This is a genomic window from Xanthomonas axonopodis (assembly GCF_001304695.1).
In the GTDB taxonomy this organism is placed as follows: Bacteria; Pseudomonadota; Gammaproteobacteria; order Xanthomonadales; family Xanthomonadaceae; genus Xanthomonas; species Xanthomonas axonopodis.
In genome coordinates, this window is sequence record NZ_JFAQ01000075.1 from 23,797 (window position 1) to 42,708 (window position 18,912).

The 18,912-nt window shown below is 63.8% G+C and carries 11 protein-coding genes, 2 other RNA genes and 7 pseudogenes; 16 read left to right on the forward strand and 4 right to left on the reverse strand.

What is annotated here, in order from left to right; genetic code table 11:
- Nucleotides 1-134: 134 nt before the first annotated feature.
- The 6 genes and pseudogenes from XAXN_RS08010 to XAXN_RS23015 all read left to right on the forward strand — a co-directional run.
- Nucleotides 135-689, forward strand: coding sequence for an NADPH-dependent FMN reductase (locus XAXN_RS08010; protein WP_054319155.1), 555 nt, complete (start codon nucleotides 135-137; stop codon nucleotides 687-689).
- A 221-nt stretch (nucleotides 690-910) separates the two neighbouring features.
- Nucleotides 911-2,341: a replicative DNA helicase gene (locus tag XAXN_RS08015; RefSeq protein ID WP_054319156.1), complete on the forward strand. Its 1,431-nt coding sequence runs from the start codon at nucleotides 911-913 to the stop codon at nucleotides 2,339-2,341.
- A gap of 105 nt (nucleotides 2,342-2,446) precedes the next feature.
- Nucleotides 2,447-3,865, forward strand: coding sequence for a cryptochrome/photolyase family protein (locus XAXN_RS08020; RefSeq protein WP_054319157.1), 1,419 nt, complete (start codon nucleotides 2,447-2,449; stop codon nucleotides 3,863-3,865).
- A 271-nt stretch (nucleotides 3,866-4,136) separates the two neighbouring features.
- Nucleotides 4,137-4,862, forward strand: coding sequence for a YiaD family glycine zipper/OmpA-like lipoprotein (locus XAXN_RS08025; RefSeq protein WP_054319158.1), 726 nt, complete (start codon nucleotides 4,137-4,139; stop codon nucleotides 4,860-4,862).
- Nucleotides 4,863-4,960: 98 nt separating this feature from the next.
- A non-coding RNA gene (locus XAXN_RS20965) (sX9 sRNA) lies at nucleotides 4,961-5,036 on the forward strand.
- 472 nt (nucleotides 5,037-5,508) lie between these two features.
- Nucleotides 5,509-5,689: pseudogene (locus XAXN_RS23015) on the forward strand (hypothetical protein); the annotation flags it as partial.
- Nucleotides 5,690-5,857: 168 nt separating this feature from the next.
- On the opposite strand, the gene XAXN_RS08030 reads toward XAXN_RS23015, so the two are convergent.
- A complete protein-coding gene (locus XAXN_RS08030) occupies nucleotides 5,858-6,892 on the reverse strand; it encodes an XC_2801 family transcriptional regulator (RefSeq protein WP_054319159.1) in 1,035 nt (344 codons plus the stop codon).
- A 128-nt stretch (nucleotides 6,893-7,020) separates the two neighbouring features.
- On the opposite strand from XAXN_RS08030, the gene XAXN_RS08035 reads away from it, so the two are divergent.
- From XAXN_RS08035 to XAXN_RS22435, 7 genes and pseudogenes are all read left to right on the forward strand, one after another.
- Nucleotides 7,021-7,248 (forward strand): hypothetical protein, encoded by a 228-nt coding sequence (locus tag XAXN_RS08035; protein ID WP_054319160.1) that lies wholly within the window; start codon nucleotides 7,021-7,023, stop codon nucleotides 7,246-7,248.
- Nucleotides 7,245-8,018: an SDR family NAD(P)-dependent oxidoreductase gene (locus tag XAXN_RS08040; protein ID WP_054319161.1), complete on the forward strand. Its 774-nt coding sequence runs from the start codon at nucleotides 7,245-7,247 to the stop codon at nucleotides 8,016-8,018. Before XAXN_RS08035 ends, XAXN_RS08040 begins: the two co-directional genes overlap by 4 nt.
- Nucleotides 8,015-8,948 (forward strand): annotated as a pseudogene (locus XAXN_RS08045) (efflux RND transporter periplasmic adaptor subunit). The gene XAXN_RS08040 and the pseudogene XAXN_RS08045 overlap by 4 nt, the downstream one beginning before the upstream one ends.
- A 175-nt stretch (nucleotides 8,949-9,123) precedes the next feature.
- Nucleotides 9,124-12,300: pseudogene (locus XAXN_RS08050) on the forward strand (efflux RND transporter permease subunit).
- Between the two features lie 42 nt (nucleotides 12,301-12,342).
- Nucleotides 12,343-13,072 (forward strand): annotated as a pseudogene (locus XAXN_RS08055) (SDR family oxidoreductase).
- A complete protein-coding gene (locus tag XAXN_RS08060; protein ID WP_054319162.1) occupies nucleotides 13,066-14,490 on the forward strand; it encodes an efflux transporter outer membrane subunit in 1,425 nt (474 codons plus the stop codon). The pseudogene XAXN_RS08055 and the gene XAXN_RS08060 overlap by 7 nt, the downstream one beginning before the upstream one ends.
- 48 nt (nucleotides 14,491-14,538) lie before the next feature.
- A complete protein-coding gene (locus XAXN_RS22435; RefSeq protein WP_164514250.1) occupies nucleotides 14,539-14,676 on the forward strand; it encodes a hypothetical protein in 138 nt (45 codons plus the stop codon).
- 69 nt (nucleotides 14,677-14,745) lie between these two features.
- Here XAXN_RS22435 and XAXN_RS08065 read toward each other — a convergent pair whose 3' ends face one another.
- Complete coding sequence (locus XAXN_RS08065) at nucleotides 14,746-15,720, reverse strand: GGDEF domain-containing protein (RefSeq protein ID WP_054319163.1); 975 nt, start codon at nucleotides 15,718-15,720, stop codon at nucleotides 14,746-14,748.
- Nucleotides 15,721-15,815: 95 nt separating this feature from the next.
- Here XAXN_RS08065 and XAXN_RS08070 point away from each other — a divergent pair.
- Nucleotides 15,816-16,120, forward strand: a pseudogene (locus XAXN_RS08070) (hypothetical protein).
- A 194-nt stretch (nucleotides 16,121-16,314) separates the two neighbouring features.
- On the opposite strand, the pseudogene XAXN_RS08075 reads toward XAXN_RS08070, so the two are convergent.
- Nucleotides 16,315-18,022, reverse strand: a pseudogene (locus tag XAXN_RS08075) (sensor domain-containing diguanylate cyclase).
- Nucleotides 18,023-18,160: 138 nt separating this feature from the next.
- Here XAXN_RS08075 and XAXN_RS08080 point away from each other — a divergent pair.
- A complete protein-coding gene (locus tag XAXN_RS08080; protein WP_054319164.1) occupies nucleotides 18,161-18,409 on the forward strand; it encodes a hypothetical protein in 249 nt (82 codons plus the stop codon).
- A 173-nt stretch (nucleotides 18,410-18,582) separates the two neighbouring features.
- Nucleotides 18,583-18,819, forward strand: a pseudogene (locus tag XAXN_RS23020) (site-specific integrase); the annotation flags it as partial.
- A gap of 5 nt (nucleotides 18,820-18,824) precedes the next feature.
- On the opposite strand, the gene XAXN_RS20970 reads toward XAXN_RS23020, so the two are convergent.
- Nucleotides 18,825-18,899: non-coding RNA, sX9 sRNA (locus XAXN_RS20970), on the reverse strand.
- Between the last annotated feature and the right edge of the window lie 13 nt (nucleotides 18,900-18,912).

Genomic DNA, 18,912 nt, shown 5'->3' on the forward strand with positions numbered 1-18,912 from the left:
GGCGAAACCACCTATGAACGTTGCCGTGTTTGCATGTATGCACCGCCGCTTGCGCCGCAGATGTTGGCGGCGTTTCACCAGCCCTGAGCATCCGGCTGGGTAGGGTGGGGCCCTGTTTCCACGGAGCATTCCCCATGAGCAAGCTCACCATTGCCGTGCTGGTCGGCAGCCTGCGCGCAGAGTCGTATAACCGCCAACTGGCGCGCGCGCTGGAGCATCTGGCCGGCGACAAGGCCGTGTTCGAGTACCTGGAGATCGGCGATATCCCGTTGTACAACCAGGACCGCGACGGCGATTATCCCGCCGAAGGCACGCGCCTGAAGCAGCAGATCCGTGCTGCCGATGCGGTGCTGTTCGTCACTCCCGAATACAACCGCTCCATTCCCGGCGTGCTCAAGAACGCCATCGACACTGGCTCGCGTCCCTACGGTGATAGCGCGTTTGCCGGCAAGCCGGCGGCGGTGGTGGGTATCTCGGTCGGCGCGATCGGCACTGCCACCGCGCAGCAGCACCTTCGCAACGTGTTGGCGTATCTGGATATGCACGTGCTCGGCCAGCCGGAAGTGTTCCTGCAATACAAGGACGACCTGTTCGGGCCGGACGACCAGATCGCCAATGCCGACAGCCGCAAGTTCCTGCAGGGCTTCATTGACCAGTTCCTGGGCCTGATCGGGCACCTCAAGCGCTGAGTTGACCACAGTGGCGCCGCGCATTGGTGCGGCGCCCCGCCGGGTCCTGGGGGAGGGCGGAAACCCAAGCGGTGCAAGGGTCTCGGCATCTGCGACGGCCGGCGCGTAAAACGCGCATGCACCAGCTATCCACCAGTTATCCACAGAGTTGTGCATGGTCGCCGGCCGCGCCGATGACTATGCTTCCTGCCCTCGTCTGCCCGTGTCAGGTTTGTTTGTCCATGTCCGCTCGTCCTGGTTTCCGTTCCAAGCGCAGTCGCGATCGCGACGACGACGATTACGATCGTCCCGAGCCGCGTCTGGACCAGCTGCGGGTACCGCCGCATTCGGTCGAGGCCGAGCAGGCTGTGCTGGGTGGCTTGATGCTGGCGCCGGATGCGTTCGACCGGGTCAACGACCAGCTCACCGAAAACGACTTTTACCGACGCGACCATCGGCTGATCTACCGCGCGATTCGCGAGCTGAACGAGAAAGACCGCCCGTTCGATGCAGTGACCCTGGGCGAGTGGTTCGAGTCGCAAGGCAAGCTGGAGCAGGTGGGCGATGGCGCGTACCTGATCGAGCTGGCCAGCACAACGCCGTCGGCGGCCAACATCGCCGCGTATGCGGAAATCGTGCGCGACAAGGCGGTGCTGCGGCAGTTGATCGAAGTGGGCACCACCATCGTCAACGACGGCTTTCAGCCGGAAGGGCGCGACAGCGTCGAGTTGCTGTCCTCGGCCGAAAAAGCCGTGTTCAAGATCGCCGAAGCCGGCGCGCGCGGGCGAACCGATTTCGTGGCGATGCCCGGGGCATTGAAGGATGCGTTCGAAGAGCTGCGCAACCGCTTCGAAAACGGCGGCAACATCACCGGCCTGCCGACCGGCTACACCGATTTCGATGCGATGACCGCCGGTCTGCAGCCGACCGACCTGATCGTTCTGGCGGCGCGTCCGGCGATGGGCAAGACCACCTTTGCGCTGAACATCGCCGAATATGCGGCGATCAAGTCCAAGAAGGGCGTGGCGGTGTTTTCGATGGAAATGTCGGCCTCGCAGTTGGCGATGCGCCTGATCTCCTCCAATGGCCGCATCAATGCGCAGCGCCTGCGGACCGGTGCGCTGGAAGACGAGGATTGGGCGCGCGTGACCGGCGCGATCAAGATGCTCAAGGAAACCAAGATCTTTATCGACGACACCCCGGGCGTGTCGCCGGAAGTGCTGCGTTCCAAGTGCCGCCGGCTCAAGCGTGAGCACGACCTGGGCCTGATCGTCATCGACTACCTGCAGCTGATGTCGGTGCCGGGCAACAGCGAAAACCGCGCGACCGAAATTTCGGAAATCTCGCGCTCGCTGAAAGGCCTGGCCAAGGAACTCAACGTGCCGGTGATTGCGTTGTCGCAGCTCAACCGCTCGTTGGAAACCCGCACCGACAAGCGCCCGGTGATGGCGGACTTGCGCGAGTCGGGCGCAATCGAGCAGGACGCAGACATGATCGTCTTCATCTACCGCGACGATTACTACAACAAGGAAAATTCCCCGGACAAGGGCCTGGCCGAAATCATCATCGGCAAGCACCGCGGCGGACCGACCGGCTCGTGCAAGCTCAAGTTCTTCGGCGAATACACCCGCTTCGACAACCTGGCGCACGACTCGGTGGGCAGTTTCGAGTAAGCGCTGCGGCAGATCGGCCGGGCGGTCATCCGGCGCCCGGCATCGCGCCATCGTTGCACCCGCTGGCTTATGCTGCGCAGCATCATCGTTCGCTGCCGAGTTCGTATGTCATACGCCATCGTCTGGTTCCGTCGCGATCTGCGTCTGCAAGACAACCCGGCCTTGCGCGCGGCACTCGATGCGGGGCATCACCCGATTCCGTTGTACATCGATGCGCCGCACGAAGAGGGCGAATGGACGCTTGGCGCCGCATCGCGCACCTGGCGCCATCGCTCGCTTGCAGCACTGGATGGCGCCTTGCGCGAGCTCGGCAGCGGTCTGGTCATTCGCGCTGGCAGCAGCGCGCAGGTGCTGGATAAGGTGATCGCGCAGACCGGCGCGGTGGCGGTGTACTGGAACCGCAAATACGAGCCGGCCACGCAGCCGCGCGACGCACAGATCAAGCGCGATTTGCGCGAGCGCGGCATTGAGGTGCAGAGCTGGAATGCCGCACTGCTGTTCGAACCGTGGCAGTTGTCCACGCAGCAGGGCGGCCCATACAAGGTGTTTACCCCGTTTTGGCGCAATGCGCTGACGCAGCTGCAATTGCCAACCGCGATGGTTGCGCCACGTCGCCTGCCGCCGCTGCCTCCAAGCTTGAAGACCGATGCGCTGGACACGCTGCAGTTGGTGCCGGGCTTGCAGTGGGACCAAGGCTTCTGGGAGCACTGGCAGCCCGGCGAAGCCGGCGCGCACGAAATGCTGGAGATCTTTATCGACGGCGCGTTGTCTGGATATCGCGAAAACCGCGATCGCCCCGACCGTGTCGGCACCTCGCAACTGTCGCCGCATCTGCACTTCGGCGAGATTGCTCCGTGGCGGATCGCCAGCGCGCTGGAGGCGCAGCGCACTGCGCGCAATGGCGCGGAAATCGATGGCTATATCAGGCAGCTGGGCTGGCGCGACTTTGCGTATCACTTGCTGCATCACTTCCCGGACACCACCAACCAGAATCTCAATCCGCGCTTTGCAGGATTCGATTGGGCAACGGTCGACCCGGTGGCATTGCAGGCCTGGCAGCGCGGTCGCACCGGCATTCCCATCGTCGATGCAGGCATGCGTCAGCTCTGGCATACCGGCTGGATGCACAACCGCGTACGCATGATCGTCGCCAGTTTTTTGTGCAAGCATCTGCGCATCCACTGGATCGAAGGCGCGCGCTGGTTCTGGGACACCCTGGTCGATGCGGACCTGGCCAACAACACACTGGGCTGGCAGTGGGTGGCGGGCACCGGCGCCGATGCGGCGCCGTATTTCCGCGTCTTCAATCCGGTGACGCAGGCAGAAAAATTCGATCCGCACGCGACATACATCACGCGCTGGGTACCTGAGCTCGCCAAGCTTGCGGTGAAGGAACGCTTCGCGCCGTGGTTGCATCCATTGTCGCTGGCACGCTTTGCACCGGAGTATCCGCGCGCCCCGATCATTGGCTTGGCCGAGGGCCGCGATGCGGCGTTGGCCGCGTATGCGAAATCGCGCGCCTAGTCGCGGCTTGTCGATGCGCGTGCGCCTGTTTCCACGTTGCATGCCGTGCTGTCTGATGATTGAGTAGAGAGCATGGAACGCGTGCTGTTTGCTGGCACGCACTGGTGAATGCGGCGACACGCGTGTACGTGTCATCGCCGAAAACGTTTTCCTGAATGGCATGCCCATTACACACGGGTTGCCGCGGTTTTCATCATGCGCCAGTCGCGTGGATCTGTTTATCCTCGCGCACATGATTGAGCGCCGGATGGTCCGGCCATAGGAGAACACCATGTCCCCAGCAGCCACCAAGAGTCTTGCCGTTGCACTGGCCAGCGCCGTTGCGTTGTCCGCTTGCGCCACCGGCGGCTCGTATGTGCAGCGCGACCAATACGGCGAGCAGACGCAACAGCAGAACCGCACCGGTCGCAATGCGTTGATCGGTACCGCTATCGGTGTGGCTGCAGGCCTGCTCAGCGGCGACAGCGCCACGGAGCGTCGTCAGCACGCAATGGTCGGTGCCGGTATCGGTGCACTGAGCGGTGCGGCGATCGGCCAGTACCAGGATCGCCAGGAGCGCGCACTCCGTGAGCGCACCGCCAATACCGGTATCGAGGTGCAGCGCCAGGGCGACAACATCAGCCTGAACTTGCCCGACGGCATCACTTTCGACTTCGGCAAGTCGGCCTTGAAACCGCAGTTCTACACCGCGCTCAACGGCGTGGCCTCCACCCTGCGCGAGTACAACCAGACCATGGTGGAAGTGGTTGGGCATACCGATAGCGTCGGTAGCGATGCGGCCAATCAGCGCCTGTCCGAAGAGCGCGCCAGCGCAGTTGCGCAGTATTTGACCGCGCAAGGTGTGCAGCGCGAGCGCATGGAAACTATGGGTGCGGGCAAGCGTTATCCGATTGCCGACAACACCACCGATGCCGGCCGCGCCAAGAACCGTCGCGTCGAAATCCGCCTGATTCCCTTGCGTGCAGAAGGCGCTGCCAGCAACAGCGGCATGCGCTGAGTGTGATGCAGTAACCCGTGGTGAGTCGGATGACTAAGAGCGGCTAACAAAACTACTGCGCAGCCGCCAGGCGGGCGCGGCCGGTGCTCGGAATCCTCATGTACCCCTCGTACACTCCGGTTCCTGTGCGCCGTCCACGCCCACCTGACGACCGCTCGCTACGTTTTGTTAGCCACTCTAATCTGCGGTGTATTGGATGTGCTGAAAACGGGCCGCGAAAGCGGCCTGTTTTTTTTTTAGTGCTGCATGATGTGTGATCAAGAACAGCTAACCCAACCGCTTTGGTATATAGCGGCTGGTCTGTGCGGTTTGAAGTCCCAACCGTTCTCACTTCATCGGCTGGCACGTCTGCGGAACTGTAAAACTTCAAAGCCGCAACTCTGAGTGTTGGTGCAGGGTCCTTTTGGTGCAGGGTCCTTGCCCGCCCACCATCGCCGGAAACGCTGCAAGTACGTACCTGTACGCTCCTTGGCGGCATCCATGCTGCCAAGGGTCCCGCGACGGTGAGCGGGCAAGGACCAGTCGAGACGGTTGGTGTGTCAGTGCAGGCGACAGACGACGTTCGCTGCGACGTGACGAGGGTGGCCAGATGGTAGCGCCCAAGCAGAGGCCGAATCCTTTCCGTATGACGCGTTCTCTCTCGAGCCACCAGCCAACTGTCTGGTGCGGAGTCCTCGCCACTTGCGGGACCGTCGGCGGCATGGATGCCGCCATCGAGCCCCCATGGATGGGTTTACGGCGTGTCCCGCGAGCGGCGCGGGCACCGCACGCCCGCCAAATCGGCTTTGCGCGCATCAGACGATCACAGCCAACGACACGACGGCTGACGCCTCCCATCTTCCCAACCCGTCACTCAGTGCAGTGATCATCTGCAAAGCACCGAGCTGGCTTCGACTGCACGCGATGGTGGAGCCAAAGATGCATGCACTGCGCTGCATCGATGAAGTTCCGGCCTGCGCCAGACGGCGTCCACCGTCGGCGCATTCGATTCGGCACTATGCCGTGACGTTTTCCAGAATGCGCTTGCCTTCGGCGCGCAACTCCGCCTCTGCGCCCACTTCGACCTTCGCATCGTTGTCGGCCTTTTGTGCGGCCAGACGGGCAGGGCACTGCGCCATCATGTAATCGGCATCGAAGTTCATGCGCGTCACCAAAAAGTCCACGAACGCCCGCACTTTCGGCGACACCAGGCGGCCGCCGGCGAACACCGCGTTGAAGTCCACCTTGGGCCCGGTCCAACCGGCCAGCACGCGGCGCACCAGGCCCGATTGCACGAACGGTTTGGCCATCACATCGCCAGTCAGCAGCAGGCCTTCGCCGCACAACACTGCACCGTTGAGCGCAGCCGGATCGTTGGCCACCATCAGCGGATTGACCGGGAAATCACGTACATCGCTGCCGTCGCTGAGCGACCAGAAAAAGCGGTTGTTGTGCACATTGCGGTTCTTGCGCAAGGCAAGCGTGCGATGGAACTGCAATTCGTCCGGATGCAGCGGCTCGCCATAGCGTTCGATGTAGGACGGGCTGGCGAACACCTGGGTGCGCAAGCTGCCGAGCTTGCGCGCCACCAGGTTGGAATCGGGCAGCGCGCCGACGCGCAATGCCAGATCGGCTTCGCCACCGATCAGGTCCAGCTTTTCGTTGCCCAGATGCATGTCCAGCTGGATTTCCGGATATTGCGCGTGGAATTCGCCCAGCAACGGCGCGATCCAGGTAATGCCCAGCGAATAGGGCACGGTAAAACGCAACCAGCCACGCGGGCCGGATTGCAGTTGCCCCACTGCGCTTTCGGCTTCTTCCAATTCGCGCGCGATGCGCTGGCAATGTTCGTGGTACACCGAGCCGGCTTCGGTCAGGCCGATGCGGCGCGTGGTTCGATGCAATAGGCGCACACCCAGCCGGGTTTCCAATTCCTGCACCTTGCGGCTGACGGTGGTCTTGGGCAGGCCAAGCGCATTGGCGGCGGCGATGAAGCTGCCTTGTTCGACCACCTTGACGAAGATCAAGGTGTCGTTGAGATCGTGAGTCATGGGATGCCTTCCGGGGGTCAGGAGGGATTAGACCGTTTGCGGGACGATTATTCCCCTAAATCCGGACTAATCAAGTGCTGCTTTGCAGCCTAATTTATGCGGCATCCCCTCCATGCAGGAGCACGGCCATGTGGTTGTGCAATGTTTTCGGCGTGTCCTCCAGTAAGCATAGTGCGATCGAAAACGCCTTCGATCCGGTCGTTTTTGCGGAAAATCGGCTTCGCAACAGTACCTTGCGCGAATTCTCCAGCTCGCCACGGCGGCAGGCAGGCGGCGCGCCTGCGCAGCGAACTGGACTGCAGACGCGCTGGGCACAGCGCGGAATTGTCCCGATCTTGGCAGCGAAAATCCCATGAGCGGGATGGTTCAAACCGAGACGGCCGTCATTGGCGGCGCGGGCAACGTGGGCATGGGTATCGTCGCCGCGTTGCTCGACGCCGGCATGCCAACCGTGGTGATTGGGCGCGACGCCGCCAGGCTGGACGCACTGCGTGCCCAGCATGGTCAATCGCCGCTGCTGGATATCGTGCAGGGATCTGTGGCCGACGATGCGTCTGCGCAGCGTCTGGCCACCGAACTGGCCCAGCGGCACCGACCGCTGGGCGCGGTGATCGCCAGCCTGGGCAGCCCGCCGAAGGCCGGGCGGCTGCTGGATCGGCCGGTGGCCGCCCTGCGTCGTCGCCTGGAGCGCGACGTGCTGCCGCATCTGGCGGCCGCCCGCCACCTGCTGCCGCTGCTGGCCGAAGCCGACGGCGGCGGCCGCTATCTGCTGCTCGGCAGCCCGTGCGCGCTGCGTGCCTGGTCGGCGCATGGCGATCAGTCGGTTGCGGCCTCCGCCACCCGCATGCTTGCCCAGGTGTTGCACGAGGAGGCCAAGCCGTTGGGCGTCCGCGTGCAGTTGCTCTCGGTCGAGCAGCCGGTCTGCACGCCCGGTCGCGCCAAGGATGCCTGTCCGGAATGGATCCGTGCCGTGGACGTCGGCCGCGCCGCTGTTTCCCTGATTGCCGGACCTGGTCAGCCCGGACAAGCCGTCGTGACCGTGAGTCGTCGCCCGCCAGCTGCACCGTCGGCGAGCCGGCTGGCCGGTCTGCAGTTTCCCATCCCCACCCGAGAGATTTCCCCATGACCCCGAACGCCACCCCGTTCCGTTTTCCCTTGCGTACCGTATTGGTGGGCACCGTGCTTGCGGTTGTGCTTGCCGGCTGCGGCAGCAAGGCCGCCGAGACCGGCGCACCGCCGCCGCCCAGCGTCAGCGTCGCGCCGGTGTTGATGAAGCAGATCAGCCAGTGGGACGAATTCAGCGGCCGCATCGAGCCGGTGGAAAGCGTCGAACTGCGCCCGCGCGTGTCCGGCTATATCGACAAGGTCAACTACACCGAAGGTGCGGAAGTGAAGAAGGGCGATGTGCTCTTCACCATCGACGAGCGTAGCTACCGCGCCGAGTTCGCGCGTGCCAACGCTTCGCTGGTGCGTGCCCGCACCCAGGCCACGCTGGCGCGTAGCGAAGCCACACGTGCACGCAAACTGTCCGAGCAGCAGGCCATCTCCACCGAATTCGCAGATGGCACGCAACGGCGAGCGCCCGGACGAACGTGGCGGCGAGTTGCCGGTGCGGATCGGGTTGGTCGGCGAGCAAGGCTTCCCGCATACCGGGCGCGTGGATTTCCTGGACAACCAGGTGACCCGCAGCACCGGCACCATCCGCGTCCGCGCGGTACTGGATAACGCGCAACGGCAATTCACGCCGGGCTTGTATGCGCATGTGCAGTTGCTGGGCAGCGGCCAGTTCAAGGCCATGCTGGTCGACGAAAAGGCCGTGCTCACCGACCAGGACCGCAAGTACGTGTACGTGGTGGACAAGGACGGCAAGGCGCAGCGCCGCGATGTGGAGCTCGGCCGCAGTGCCGATGGTCTGCGCATCGTGCGTAGCGGCCTGGCCGCCGGCGACCGCGTCGTGGTCAATGGCGTGCAGAAGATCTTCATGCCCGGCATGCCGGTGGACGCCAAGACCGTGGCCATGGCGCCGGCGGCGGACAAGCGCACCGCTTCCAACTAGCGATCGCCACGCGTGTTGCGCCGTCGCCCCTGCCTGGCGACTGCGCACCACCTGCAACGGCTGTACTGCTGTATCGCTGCATTGCAGCTCATGACTGCCGGCCTTGTTATCAGGCCGGCCCGGGGCCGCTGTGCCGCGCCGCCACCCGGCGGCAACCTCTTTCAGGACCATCCCAATGGACTTTTCCCGTTTTTTCATCGACCGGCCGATCTTTGCCGCGGTGCTGTCGATCATCATCTTCGCCGCCGGCCTGATTGCCATGCCGCTGCTGCCGATCAGCGAATACCCCGACGTGGTGCCGCCGAGCGTGCAGGTGCGCGCGGTGTATCCGGGCGCCAACCCCAAGGTCATCGCCGAAACCGTCGCCACGCCGCTTGAAGAAGCCATCAATGGCGTGGAAAACATGATGTACATGAAGTCGGTGGCCGGCTCGGACGGCGTGCTGGTGGTCACCGTGACCTTCAAGCCCGGCACCGATCCTGACCAGGCGCAGGTGCAGGTGCAAAATCGCGTCAGCCAGGCGCAGGCGCGCCTGCCCGAAGACGTGCGCCGCCAGGGCGTGACCACGCAGAAGCAATCGCCGATGCTGACCATGGTGGTGCATCTGACCTCGCCCAAGGGCAAGTACAACTCGCTGTACCTGAGCAACTACGCCACCTTGAAGGTCAAAGACGAGCTGTCGCGACTGCCGGGCGTGGGCCAGATCCAGATCTTCGGTGCCGGCGACTACGCCATGCGCATCTAGTTGAACCCGGATAAGGTGGCCACACGCGGGCTCACCGCCAGCGATGTGGTCGCCGCCATCCGCGAGCAGAACGTGCAGGTCTCGGCCGGCCAGCTCGGTGCCGAGCCCATGCCCAACAAGAGCGATTTCCTGCTCTCGATCAATGCGCAGGGCCGCCTCACCACCGAAGAAGAGTTCGGCAATATCGTCATCCGCAGCGGCAATAACGGCGAGATCGTGCGCTTGAGCGATGTGGCACGTCTGGAACTGGGTGCCGGCAACTACACCTTGCGCTCGCAGCTGGATAATCAGAACGCGGTGGGGATGGGCGTGTTCCAGTCGCCCGGTGCCAACGCGATCGAATTGTCCGATGCGGTGCGCGCCAAGATGGCCGAGCTGCAAAAACAGTTCCCGCAGGATATGGCGTGGTCGGCGGCGTACGACCCGACCGTGTTCGTGCGCGATTCGATCAGCGCGGTGGTGCACACGCTGCTGGAAGCGGTGCTGCTGGTGGTGCTGGTGGTGATCCTGTTCCTGCAGACCTGGCGCGCTTCGGTCATTCCGTTGCTGGCGGTGCCGGTGTCGGTGGTCGGCACGTTCGCGGCGTTGTACCTGCTGGGCTTTTCGATCAATACCCTGAGCCTGTTCGGCTTGGTGCTGGCGATCGGCATCGTGGTCGATGACGCGATCGTGATGGTGGAAAACGTCGAGCGCAACATCGAAGAAGGTTTGAGCCCGCTGGCGGCAGCGCATCAGGCCATGCGCGAAGTGTCCGGGCCGATCATCGCCATCGCGTTGGTGCTGTGCGCGGTGTTCGTGCCGATGGCGTTCCTGTTGGGTGTGACCGGCCAGTTCTACAAGCAGTTCGCGGTGACCATCGCCATTTCCACGGTGATTTCGGCGATCAATTCGCTGACCTTGTCGCCGGCGCTGGCAGCGATGCTGCTCAAGTCGCACGACGCGCCCAAGGACGGTCCGTCGCGGTTGATCGACCGCTTGTTCGGCTGGTTGTTCCGCCCGTTCAACCGTTTCTTCAACACCAGCTCGCACAAGTACCAAGGTGCGGTGTCGCGTGCGCTGGGCAAGCGAGGTGCGGTGTTCGTGGTCTACCTGCTGCTGCTGGTCGGTACCGGTTTCATGTTCAAGCTGGTGCCGGGCGGCTTCATTCCGACCCAGGACAAGCTGTATCTGATCGCCGGTACCAAACTGCCGGAAGGATCGTCGCTGGAGCGCACCAATGAAGTGATCCGCCAGATCACCCAGATCGCGCTGCAGACCGACGGTGTGGATCATGCAATCGCGTTCCCCGGCCTGAACCCGCTGCAGTTCACCAATACACCCAATACCGGCACGGTGTTCCTGACGCTCAAGCCGTTCAGTCAGCGCAGCCGCACCGCCGCGCAGATCAATGCGGAAATCAACGCACGCATCAGCCAGATCCAGCAGGGCTTCGCGTTCGCCTTCATGCCGCCGCCGATTCTGGGCTTGGGCCAGGGCTCGGGCTATTCGCTGTACATCCAGGACCGTGCCGGCCTGGGCTATGGCCAGTTGCAGAGTGCGGTGAATGCGATGTCCAGTGCGATTTCGCAAACGCCGGGCATGCAATTCCCGATCGGTACCTACCAGGCCAACGTGCCGCAGCTCGACGCCAAGGTCGACCGCGACAAGGCCAAGGCGCAGGGCGTGCCGCTGACCAATCTGTTCGACACGCTGCAGACCTACCTGGGTTCGTCCTACATCAACGACTTCAATCGCTTCGGTCGCACCTACCAGGTGATCGCCCAGGCCGATGGACAGTTTCGCGATAGCGTGGAAGACATCGCCAACCTGCGTACGCGCAATGCCAACGGCGACATGGTGCCGATCGGCAGCATGGTCACGCTGGGCCAGACCTACGGCCCGGACCCGGTGATCCGCTACAACGGCTACCCGGCTGCCGATCTCATCGGCGAGGCCGATCCGCACGTGCTGTCGTCCACCGAAGCCATGCAGAAGCTGGCCGGCATGGCGCCGCAGGTGCTGCCCAACGGCATGAACATCGAGTGGACCGACCTGAGCTATCAGCAGTCCACGCAAGGCAACTCGGCATTGATCGTGTTCCCGATGGCGGTGTTGCTGGCGTTCCTGGTACTGGCTGCGCTGTACGAAAGCTGGACCCTGCCGCTGGCAGTGATCCTGATCGTGCCGATGACCTTGCTGTCGGCGTTGTTCGGTGTGTGGCTCACCAGTGGTGACAACAATGTGTTCGTGCAGGTGGGTCTGGTGGTGTTGATGGGCCTGGCGTGCAAGAACGCGATCCTGATCGTGGAGTTCGCCCGCGAACTGGAAATGCACGGCAAGGGCATTGTCGAAGCCGCACTGGAAGCCTGCCGCCTGCGTCTGCGTCCGATCGTGATGACCTCCATCGCCTTCATCGCCGGCACCGTGCCGCTGGTGTTCGGCCATGGTGCCGGCGCCGAAGTGCGCTCGGTCACCGGTATCACGGTGTTCGCCGGCATGCTGGGTGTGACCCTGTTCGGCCTGTTCCTGACGCCGCTGTTCTATGTGGCGCTGCGTAAGTGGGTGACCCGTCGCGGGCCCGCGACACCGCCCGCGGTTGCGCACGATCACGCCCACGTCAACGCCTAAGCGCGCGTTACTTCCCCCTACATACATTCGAAGGATTTACACATGAGTAACACCAAGATCGCATTGGTCACCGGCGCTACCCGCGGCATCGGCCTGGAAACCGTTCGTCAACTCGCACAGTCCGGCGTGCACACGCTGCTGGCCGGCCGCAAGCGCGACGACGCCGTGGCCGCCGCGCTGAAATTGCAGGCCGAAGGGCCTGCCGGTGGAGGCCATCCAGCTCGACGTCAACGACGACATCAGCATTGCTACCGCCGTGGGCACGGTGGAGCAGCGCCATGGCCATCTGGACATCCTGATCAACAACGCCGGCATCATGGTCGATGACATGCAGCGCACACCGTCGCAGCAGAGCCTGGAGGTGTGGAAGCGCACCTTCGACACCAACCTGTTCGCCGTCGTCGAGGTGACCAAGGCCTTCCTGCCGCTGCTGCGTCGCTCGCTGGCCGGGCGCATCGTCAATGTGTCCAGCCTCCTCGGCTCGCTGACCTTGCATAGCCAACCCGGCTCGCCGATCTACGATTTCAAGATTCCGGCTTACAACATCTCCAAGAGCGCCTTGAACAGCTGGACGGTGCATCTGGCCCACGAATTGCGCGACACCGTCATCAAGGTCAATGCCGTGCATCCGGGCTCGGTCAAGACCGACATGAACGGTGGTGGGGAACTCGATGTGGAGCAGGGTGCTGCCAGCAGCGTGCAAATGGCGCTGTTGGATGCGCACGGCGCCACCGGCAGCTTTACGCATCTGGGAGAGGTGTTGCCATGGTAAGGAATGTCCTGAGCGTGGCCCTGGCCGCATTGGTGCTCAGCGGTTGCGCGGTCGGGCCGGATTACCGCCCCGATCCGCCGGCGGCGGTGACGCTGCAAGGCGCGCAAGACCCGGCATACAGCGCGCAGTCGCCGGTGGGCAACTGGTGGTCGCAGTTCGACGACCCGGTGCTGGAGCAACTGGTGCGCGACGCCTTGTTTGCCAACCACGACCTGCGCATCGCGGTGGCGCGCGTCAAGCAGGCGCGCGCGGTGTTCGTCGAGCGCCGTCTGGACCAGGCGCCGCATATCACGGCGCAGGGCAGCTTCGATCGTCGCGAACAGCAGCAGGTGATCGCCGGCAATCAGCGCTTTCTGACCGAGCAGACCACGCTTGGTCTGGATGCGGCCTGGGAGCTGGACCTGTTCGGCCGTCAACGGCGTGCATCGGAGGCCGTGCGTGCCGACCTGGATGCCGAGCAGGCCAACCTGCAGGACGTGCAGGTCACCGTTGCAGCCGAAGTGGCGCGTAATTATTTCGAACTGCGTGGTACCCAGAAGCGGCTGGATGTCTCCAAGCGCACGCTCACCAACCTGCGCGACACCCAGAAGCTGACGCAGACGCGTTGGGATCTGGGGGGCGGCAGCGAGCTGGATGTGCAGAGCAGCCTGGCGCGGTTGAAGGCGATCGAAGCGGATATTCCGTTGCTGGAAACCGCCGAGGCGCAATACCGCCATCGTCTGGCGGTGTTGCTGGGCCAGCAACCGGATGCGTTGGATGCCACCTTGGCCGCGCGCGCGATGCCGGCGTTCGCGCGGTCGCTGCCGCTGGGCGATACCGCCGGCTTGCTGCGTCAGCGTCCGGATGTGCGCGGTGCCGAGCGCCGGCTGGCGGCAGCCACCGCGCAAGTGGGCGTGGCCACTGCCGACCTGTTTCCGCGCATCAGCGTGAGCGGGTTCGTCGGCTTCCTGACCGGCGATGCAGCCAGGTTGACCGAAGGCAATGCCAAGGCCTGGTCGGTGACGCCGTCGATCAGCTGGGCCGCCTTCGATTTCGGCACCGTGCGTGCGCGCTTGCGCGCCAGCAAGGCACAGGCCGAAGGCGCGTTGGCGCAGTATCGGCAAACTGTGTTGCTGGCGCTGGAAGACACCGAAAACGCGTTGATCGGCTATGGCCGCCAGCAGGCGCGTCTGGCCATCGTGGTGGAGCAGGCCAATGCCGCGCGGCGTGCCGAGCAGCTGGCGCAGATCCGTTACCGCGAGGGCTCGGAAGACTTCCTCACGCTGCTGGATGCGCAGCGCACCCAACTGGCCGCCGATGATGCGTTGGCGCAGGCCGAAGTGGCGGTGAATGTGGGCGTGGTTGGCGTGTACAAGGCGCTGGGTGGCTGGAAGCAGGACCAGGCGCCTGCGGCACCGGTGGCCGTGGTCAATCGTTGAACGATGCAGGCGGGGCGGCCAGTGGGTCGCCCCGCAGTCCTGGCTGCAGTGTCAGCGCTAAACGAGGTGGTCGAACGTGTGCGGGTAATGGCTGGCGACACCGGCCATGCCTGCGACGCCGACAGTTCGCTCGCCTTGCCTGACAAGCGCGCTACCGGCGCCCTGGTCAGCACCATCGCATTGTGATCAATGCGATCGACCCATCTGCCACGTAGCTGTGCCTACACGCACGCCTGCGCATGCCCCGCCAGGCGCTTATTCGGCAACCCGCACGCTGTCGCGTCCGCCGTTCTTGGCCAGATACAGCGCTGCATCGGCACGCGAAAACCAGTCCTGCCAATGCGTTTCGCCGTCATGGCGCGCCGCGCCCAGCGAGACGGTGATGCGCCCGCCGGGTCCGCGCAAGCCGTTGCGTATCACATTGCGCAAGCGTTCGGTGGCCGCTTCCAGTTCGGCCAGCGAGCCAGCACGCAGCAGCACCACGAATTCTTCGCCGCCAAAACGGAACACCTGGTGCGGTTCGCGTACTTCGAAGCGCAGGATGGTGGCCAGGTCCGAGAGCGCCGCATCGCCGGCGGCATGCCCGTACAGATCGTTGACCTCCTTGAAGTGATCCAGATCCAGGATGATCAGGCTGTCGAGCCGGTCGCGCGATTGGCTTTGATTGATCTGGTGGGTCAGCGCACGTTCCAGCATGCGGCGGTTGGGCAAGCCGGTCAGCGCATCCAGCGAGGCCAGTTCCTCCAGGTGCACGCGGTCGACCTGCATCCGCAGCGAAAATGCGTAGCCCACCGCCAGCGTTACGAGTGTCACCACGATCGTCGACGCGCCCTGGCCTGGGCTGATGATCAGGCCGGGCAAGAATAACAAGGCGGCCAGCAGCGGCAAGCTCAACAACACCGCGCGTCGCGGCCCGCACAAGAGATAATTGGTGGCCAGCACCGGAAACAGCCAGGGCAGGGCGACGTCGCCACCGGTCCAGCAGGCCACCAGGCACCCGCCGACATTGATCGATGCCAGCCATACGCCGCCGGCGTCGGTGCCTTCGGCACTGCGCATCTGCCAGCCGCGCCAGACCGCCAGCACGCCCAGCGCCGCGGTGATCAGACACGCAACTGCCTGACCGGTCATGGCCAGGTACACCGCATAGAGGCAAAGCAACAGCGCGGTGATTGGCCCGAGCATCTTGACGATGCCGAGTCGGAAATCCCGCCGCAGGTGGAGGATCACAGGCAAGGTTCTGTAGGAGTCGGCATCATTATCGGCTGAGTGCGGTCAAAAGTTGAGCGTGTCTTCATTGCCGCAACGGGTAGGAAAGTGAAGCGTTGCAGCGCAAGGCTTCGCACATCCTTGACGGCTGTGCCGCAAACGTATCGTTTTGGTTGTCGGAGTCTGCCATGCCCACCCGCGAAGAACTGGCCACGCGCCTGGACGCGTTGCAGGAAGAGTTGCCCAAGTTGTCGGCAGATGAAGATGCCGACTTCGACTACCTGGATTTTCAGGCGCGTGCCGAAGCGATTCTGAGCAGCGCCGCACAGGACGATGCCGCCTATGTGCGCACCCGTATCGACCGCATGCTGGCCGCTGCAGTCTGATCCCCACCGACGACGTGGATCAAGCCTGTCGGTGAGGCTTCGTCTTTGCATGAGCCCATGTGCCTGAGCGTTTATCGCTGCAACGCGCACGGCGGCGAATGATCCGAGCATGTTCGTGCAGGTGCTCGCACCCGGGTTCGCGACGCGCGCGCGCGATGCGGATCTGAGCGCCGACCGGGCACCACAAGTCTCTGCAGCAGACCACAGAAGCACACCCGGCTGGCTGCACTCAGGCCGCGGTTGCGAGCAAGTGCGCACTCACCACCTGATTACGGCCACCCTGTTTGGCACGATACAGCGCCTCGTCCGCGCGCCGCAGCAACTGCGCCACGGTGCCGGCGTGATCGGGAAAGCTCGCTACACCGAACGAGGCGGTAACCTTCGGCAGACAGACGCCATCGCCCATCACCTGCAAGGCCTCGATGGCTGCGCGCAGTTTCTCCGCCATCATGCACGCGGTTTGCAGATCCACCTCGGGCAGGATGATCGTCAATTCTTCGCCGCCGTACCGGCAACAGATGTCCTCGCCACGCGTGTGCGCCAGCAACAATTCGCCAATGGCCGCCAGTACGCGGTCGCCGCCGCTGTGCTCATGCAGGTCGTTGAACCGCTTGAAGTGATCCACATCCAGCATCAACACCGACAACGGCAGCACCCGACGCGTGCAGCGCGCCAATTCGTGATTGAGGGTTTCTTCCAGATAGCGGCGGTTGTACAGACCTGTCAGCGGGTCGCGGATCGATTGCTGGCGCAGCGTCTCGCGCAAGCGCAGGTTGTGCAGTGCCAGGGAGAGTTGTTCCGCTGCTGCCTCGGCCACGGTCAACGAGGCCAGATCGCCCAGGTCTTCGCTACGCAATGCCAACATTCCCAACTGCGTGCCCTGCGCCGATAGCGGAATGCAGGCCGTGGCCGCCTTCGCCGGGAGGTTGACGCCGGCATGCTGGCACAGCATGCCGGCGCTGGCGTCCATCACCACATGGGTGCGGTCGCGTCGCAGCGCCCAGCAGTTGTCCGGTGCGATGCTGGCACTGGCGTCGTCGGCCATCTCGCCCCAGGCGACCACCTGTTCGGCACGATCGCGCGAGGCGCGCAGCAGGTAGACCGCACCGGCGGCACCGGGAATCAGCGGTGCAATCGTGCGTGCAGTGATTTCCAGCGCTTCTTCGGCATCGCGGCAGTTCTGCAGCAGCCCGGAGTAGCGTGCCAGCGCCTCCAGACCAGCGGAGGTGCGTTCGAGTGCGGCAAATGACTCGATCAGGCGCTCGCTTGTCCGGCTGGCGTCGTCTTCGGCACGCGTACGCCGTTCCAGCTCGCGCGACAACAAGCGGTAGGCCAGCAGCATCACCAACAAGCCGCTGACAGTGCCGATCACAGTCACCCACAGCACCCACTGCGCGCTGCGGGTGGTGGCTGCGTTGCGCCTGACCAGTTGCTGCCGCTCCAGCTCCGTCATGGTCTGCACCTGGCGGCGCAGCGATGAAGAGGTCTGGAACACCCCGCGCGCGATGGCAGCCCGCGCGCCATCCAGGCCTTGCGTGTGATAGCGATGCAGCAATTCGTCGATCTGCACCAGGCGCGCGTCCACCAAACGGTCCAGCACGACCACATTGCGCCGCTGCACCGGGTTGTCCTGCACCAAGGCGTCCAGCCGCACGATGCGCTCGGGCAGACGGCCGATCGCGTCGGCATACACACCCAAAAAGGCCTCGTTGTCGGTCAAGACATAGCCGCGCGCCGACGATTCGGCCGACAGCATGCCCGCCTGGATTTCGTCGATGCTGGCAATCACTTCCTGCGTATGCGTCACCCAGCCGGCGTCCGACAGCGAACGCTGCGTACCCGCCCACGCCGATCAGGACAAAGATCAGCCCGCCCACCACCAAGGCTCCGGCAGCGCGACGTTTGGTTCTTTTGGTCAACACCGCGTTCCCCGGCATGATTGTCTGGTCGAGTCCGATGCAAGCCGCGTGCCTAAGCTCCACTTCGCTTACCGAGTCAGCTGGCAGACGGCACATTGCCCCCGACCGTGGCGGCAGGGCGGTATCCTGGCAAGCAGTCACCAAAAAGGGCGTCCGTTGGTCATTTTTCTAGGCAATTACCAGCTCACCTGTCATGCCGCAAAAGGCGATACTCCGGCCCATGGCTGGGTTGCCGGCTGGAATATCGCGCAGATCGGCATCGGGCGGGGCGCCAACCTGGCAGACGCTGCGCTGTCGTCGACCTTTCCCGATCATCGCAGCGCCATGGCCGCCGCCCGCATTGCCGGCATGGTCACGCTGGAAGCCATGTACGCCAAGACGCAAGAGCAGCGCGAGCACGTCTGAGCGAGAAGTCCTGACCGCTGGCACGCGGTTGCTCTGACTTGATCAGGACGCCGTCGAGCGTCTCTGGAGCAAGTGCAATGGAAGAGCCCAATAAAAGCGCCCTGGTCTTGCTGTACTACGAAGCCAGCGTGTTATTCGCCTATTCGATCAACTCCGCGGTGACGCCACCCCGGGTTGCCGATGTGTTCAAGAAGGACAACATCCTTTGCATCCGGATTTCGGATGAAGGCGAGCACCAGAAAGGTCAAGACCGAAATGAGTCTGCGCACGGTGCCGCTGCATCCGGAGCTGTTGGCACTAGGGTTTGGGGCTGGGTGGAAGACCGAAAGGCTGCTGGTCACAGGTGCTTGTTTCCCCAAGCCAAAACAGATGTCATGAACAGGCAGGGGAACTGGATCGCGAAGGCATTTAGAGCGGCTAACAAAACGTAGCGAGCAGTCGTCAGGCGGGTGTGGACGGCGCTCAGAACCGCAGTGTCCAAGTGGTACATGCCGATTCCGAGC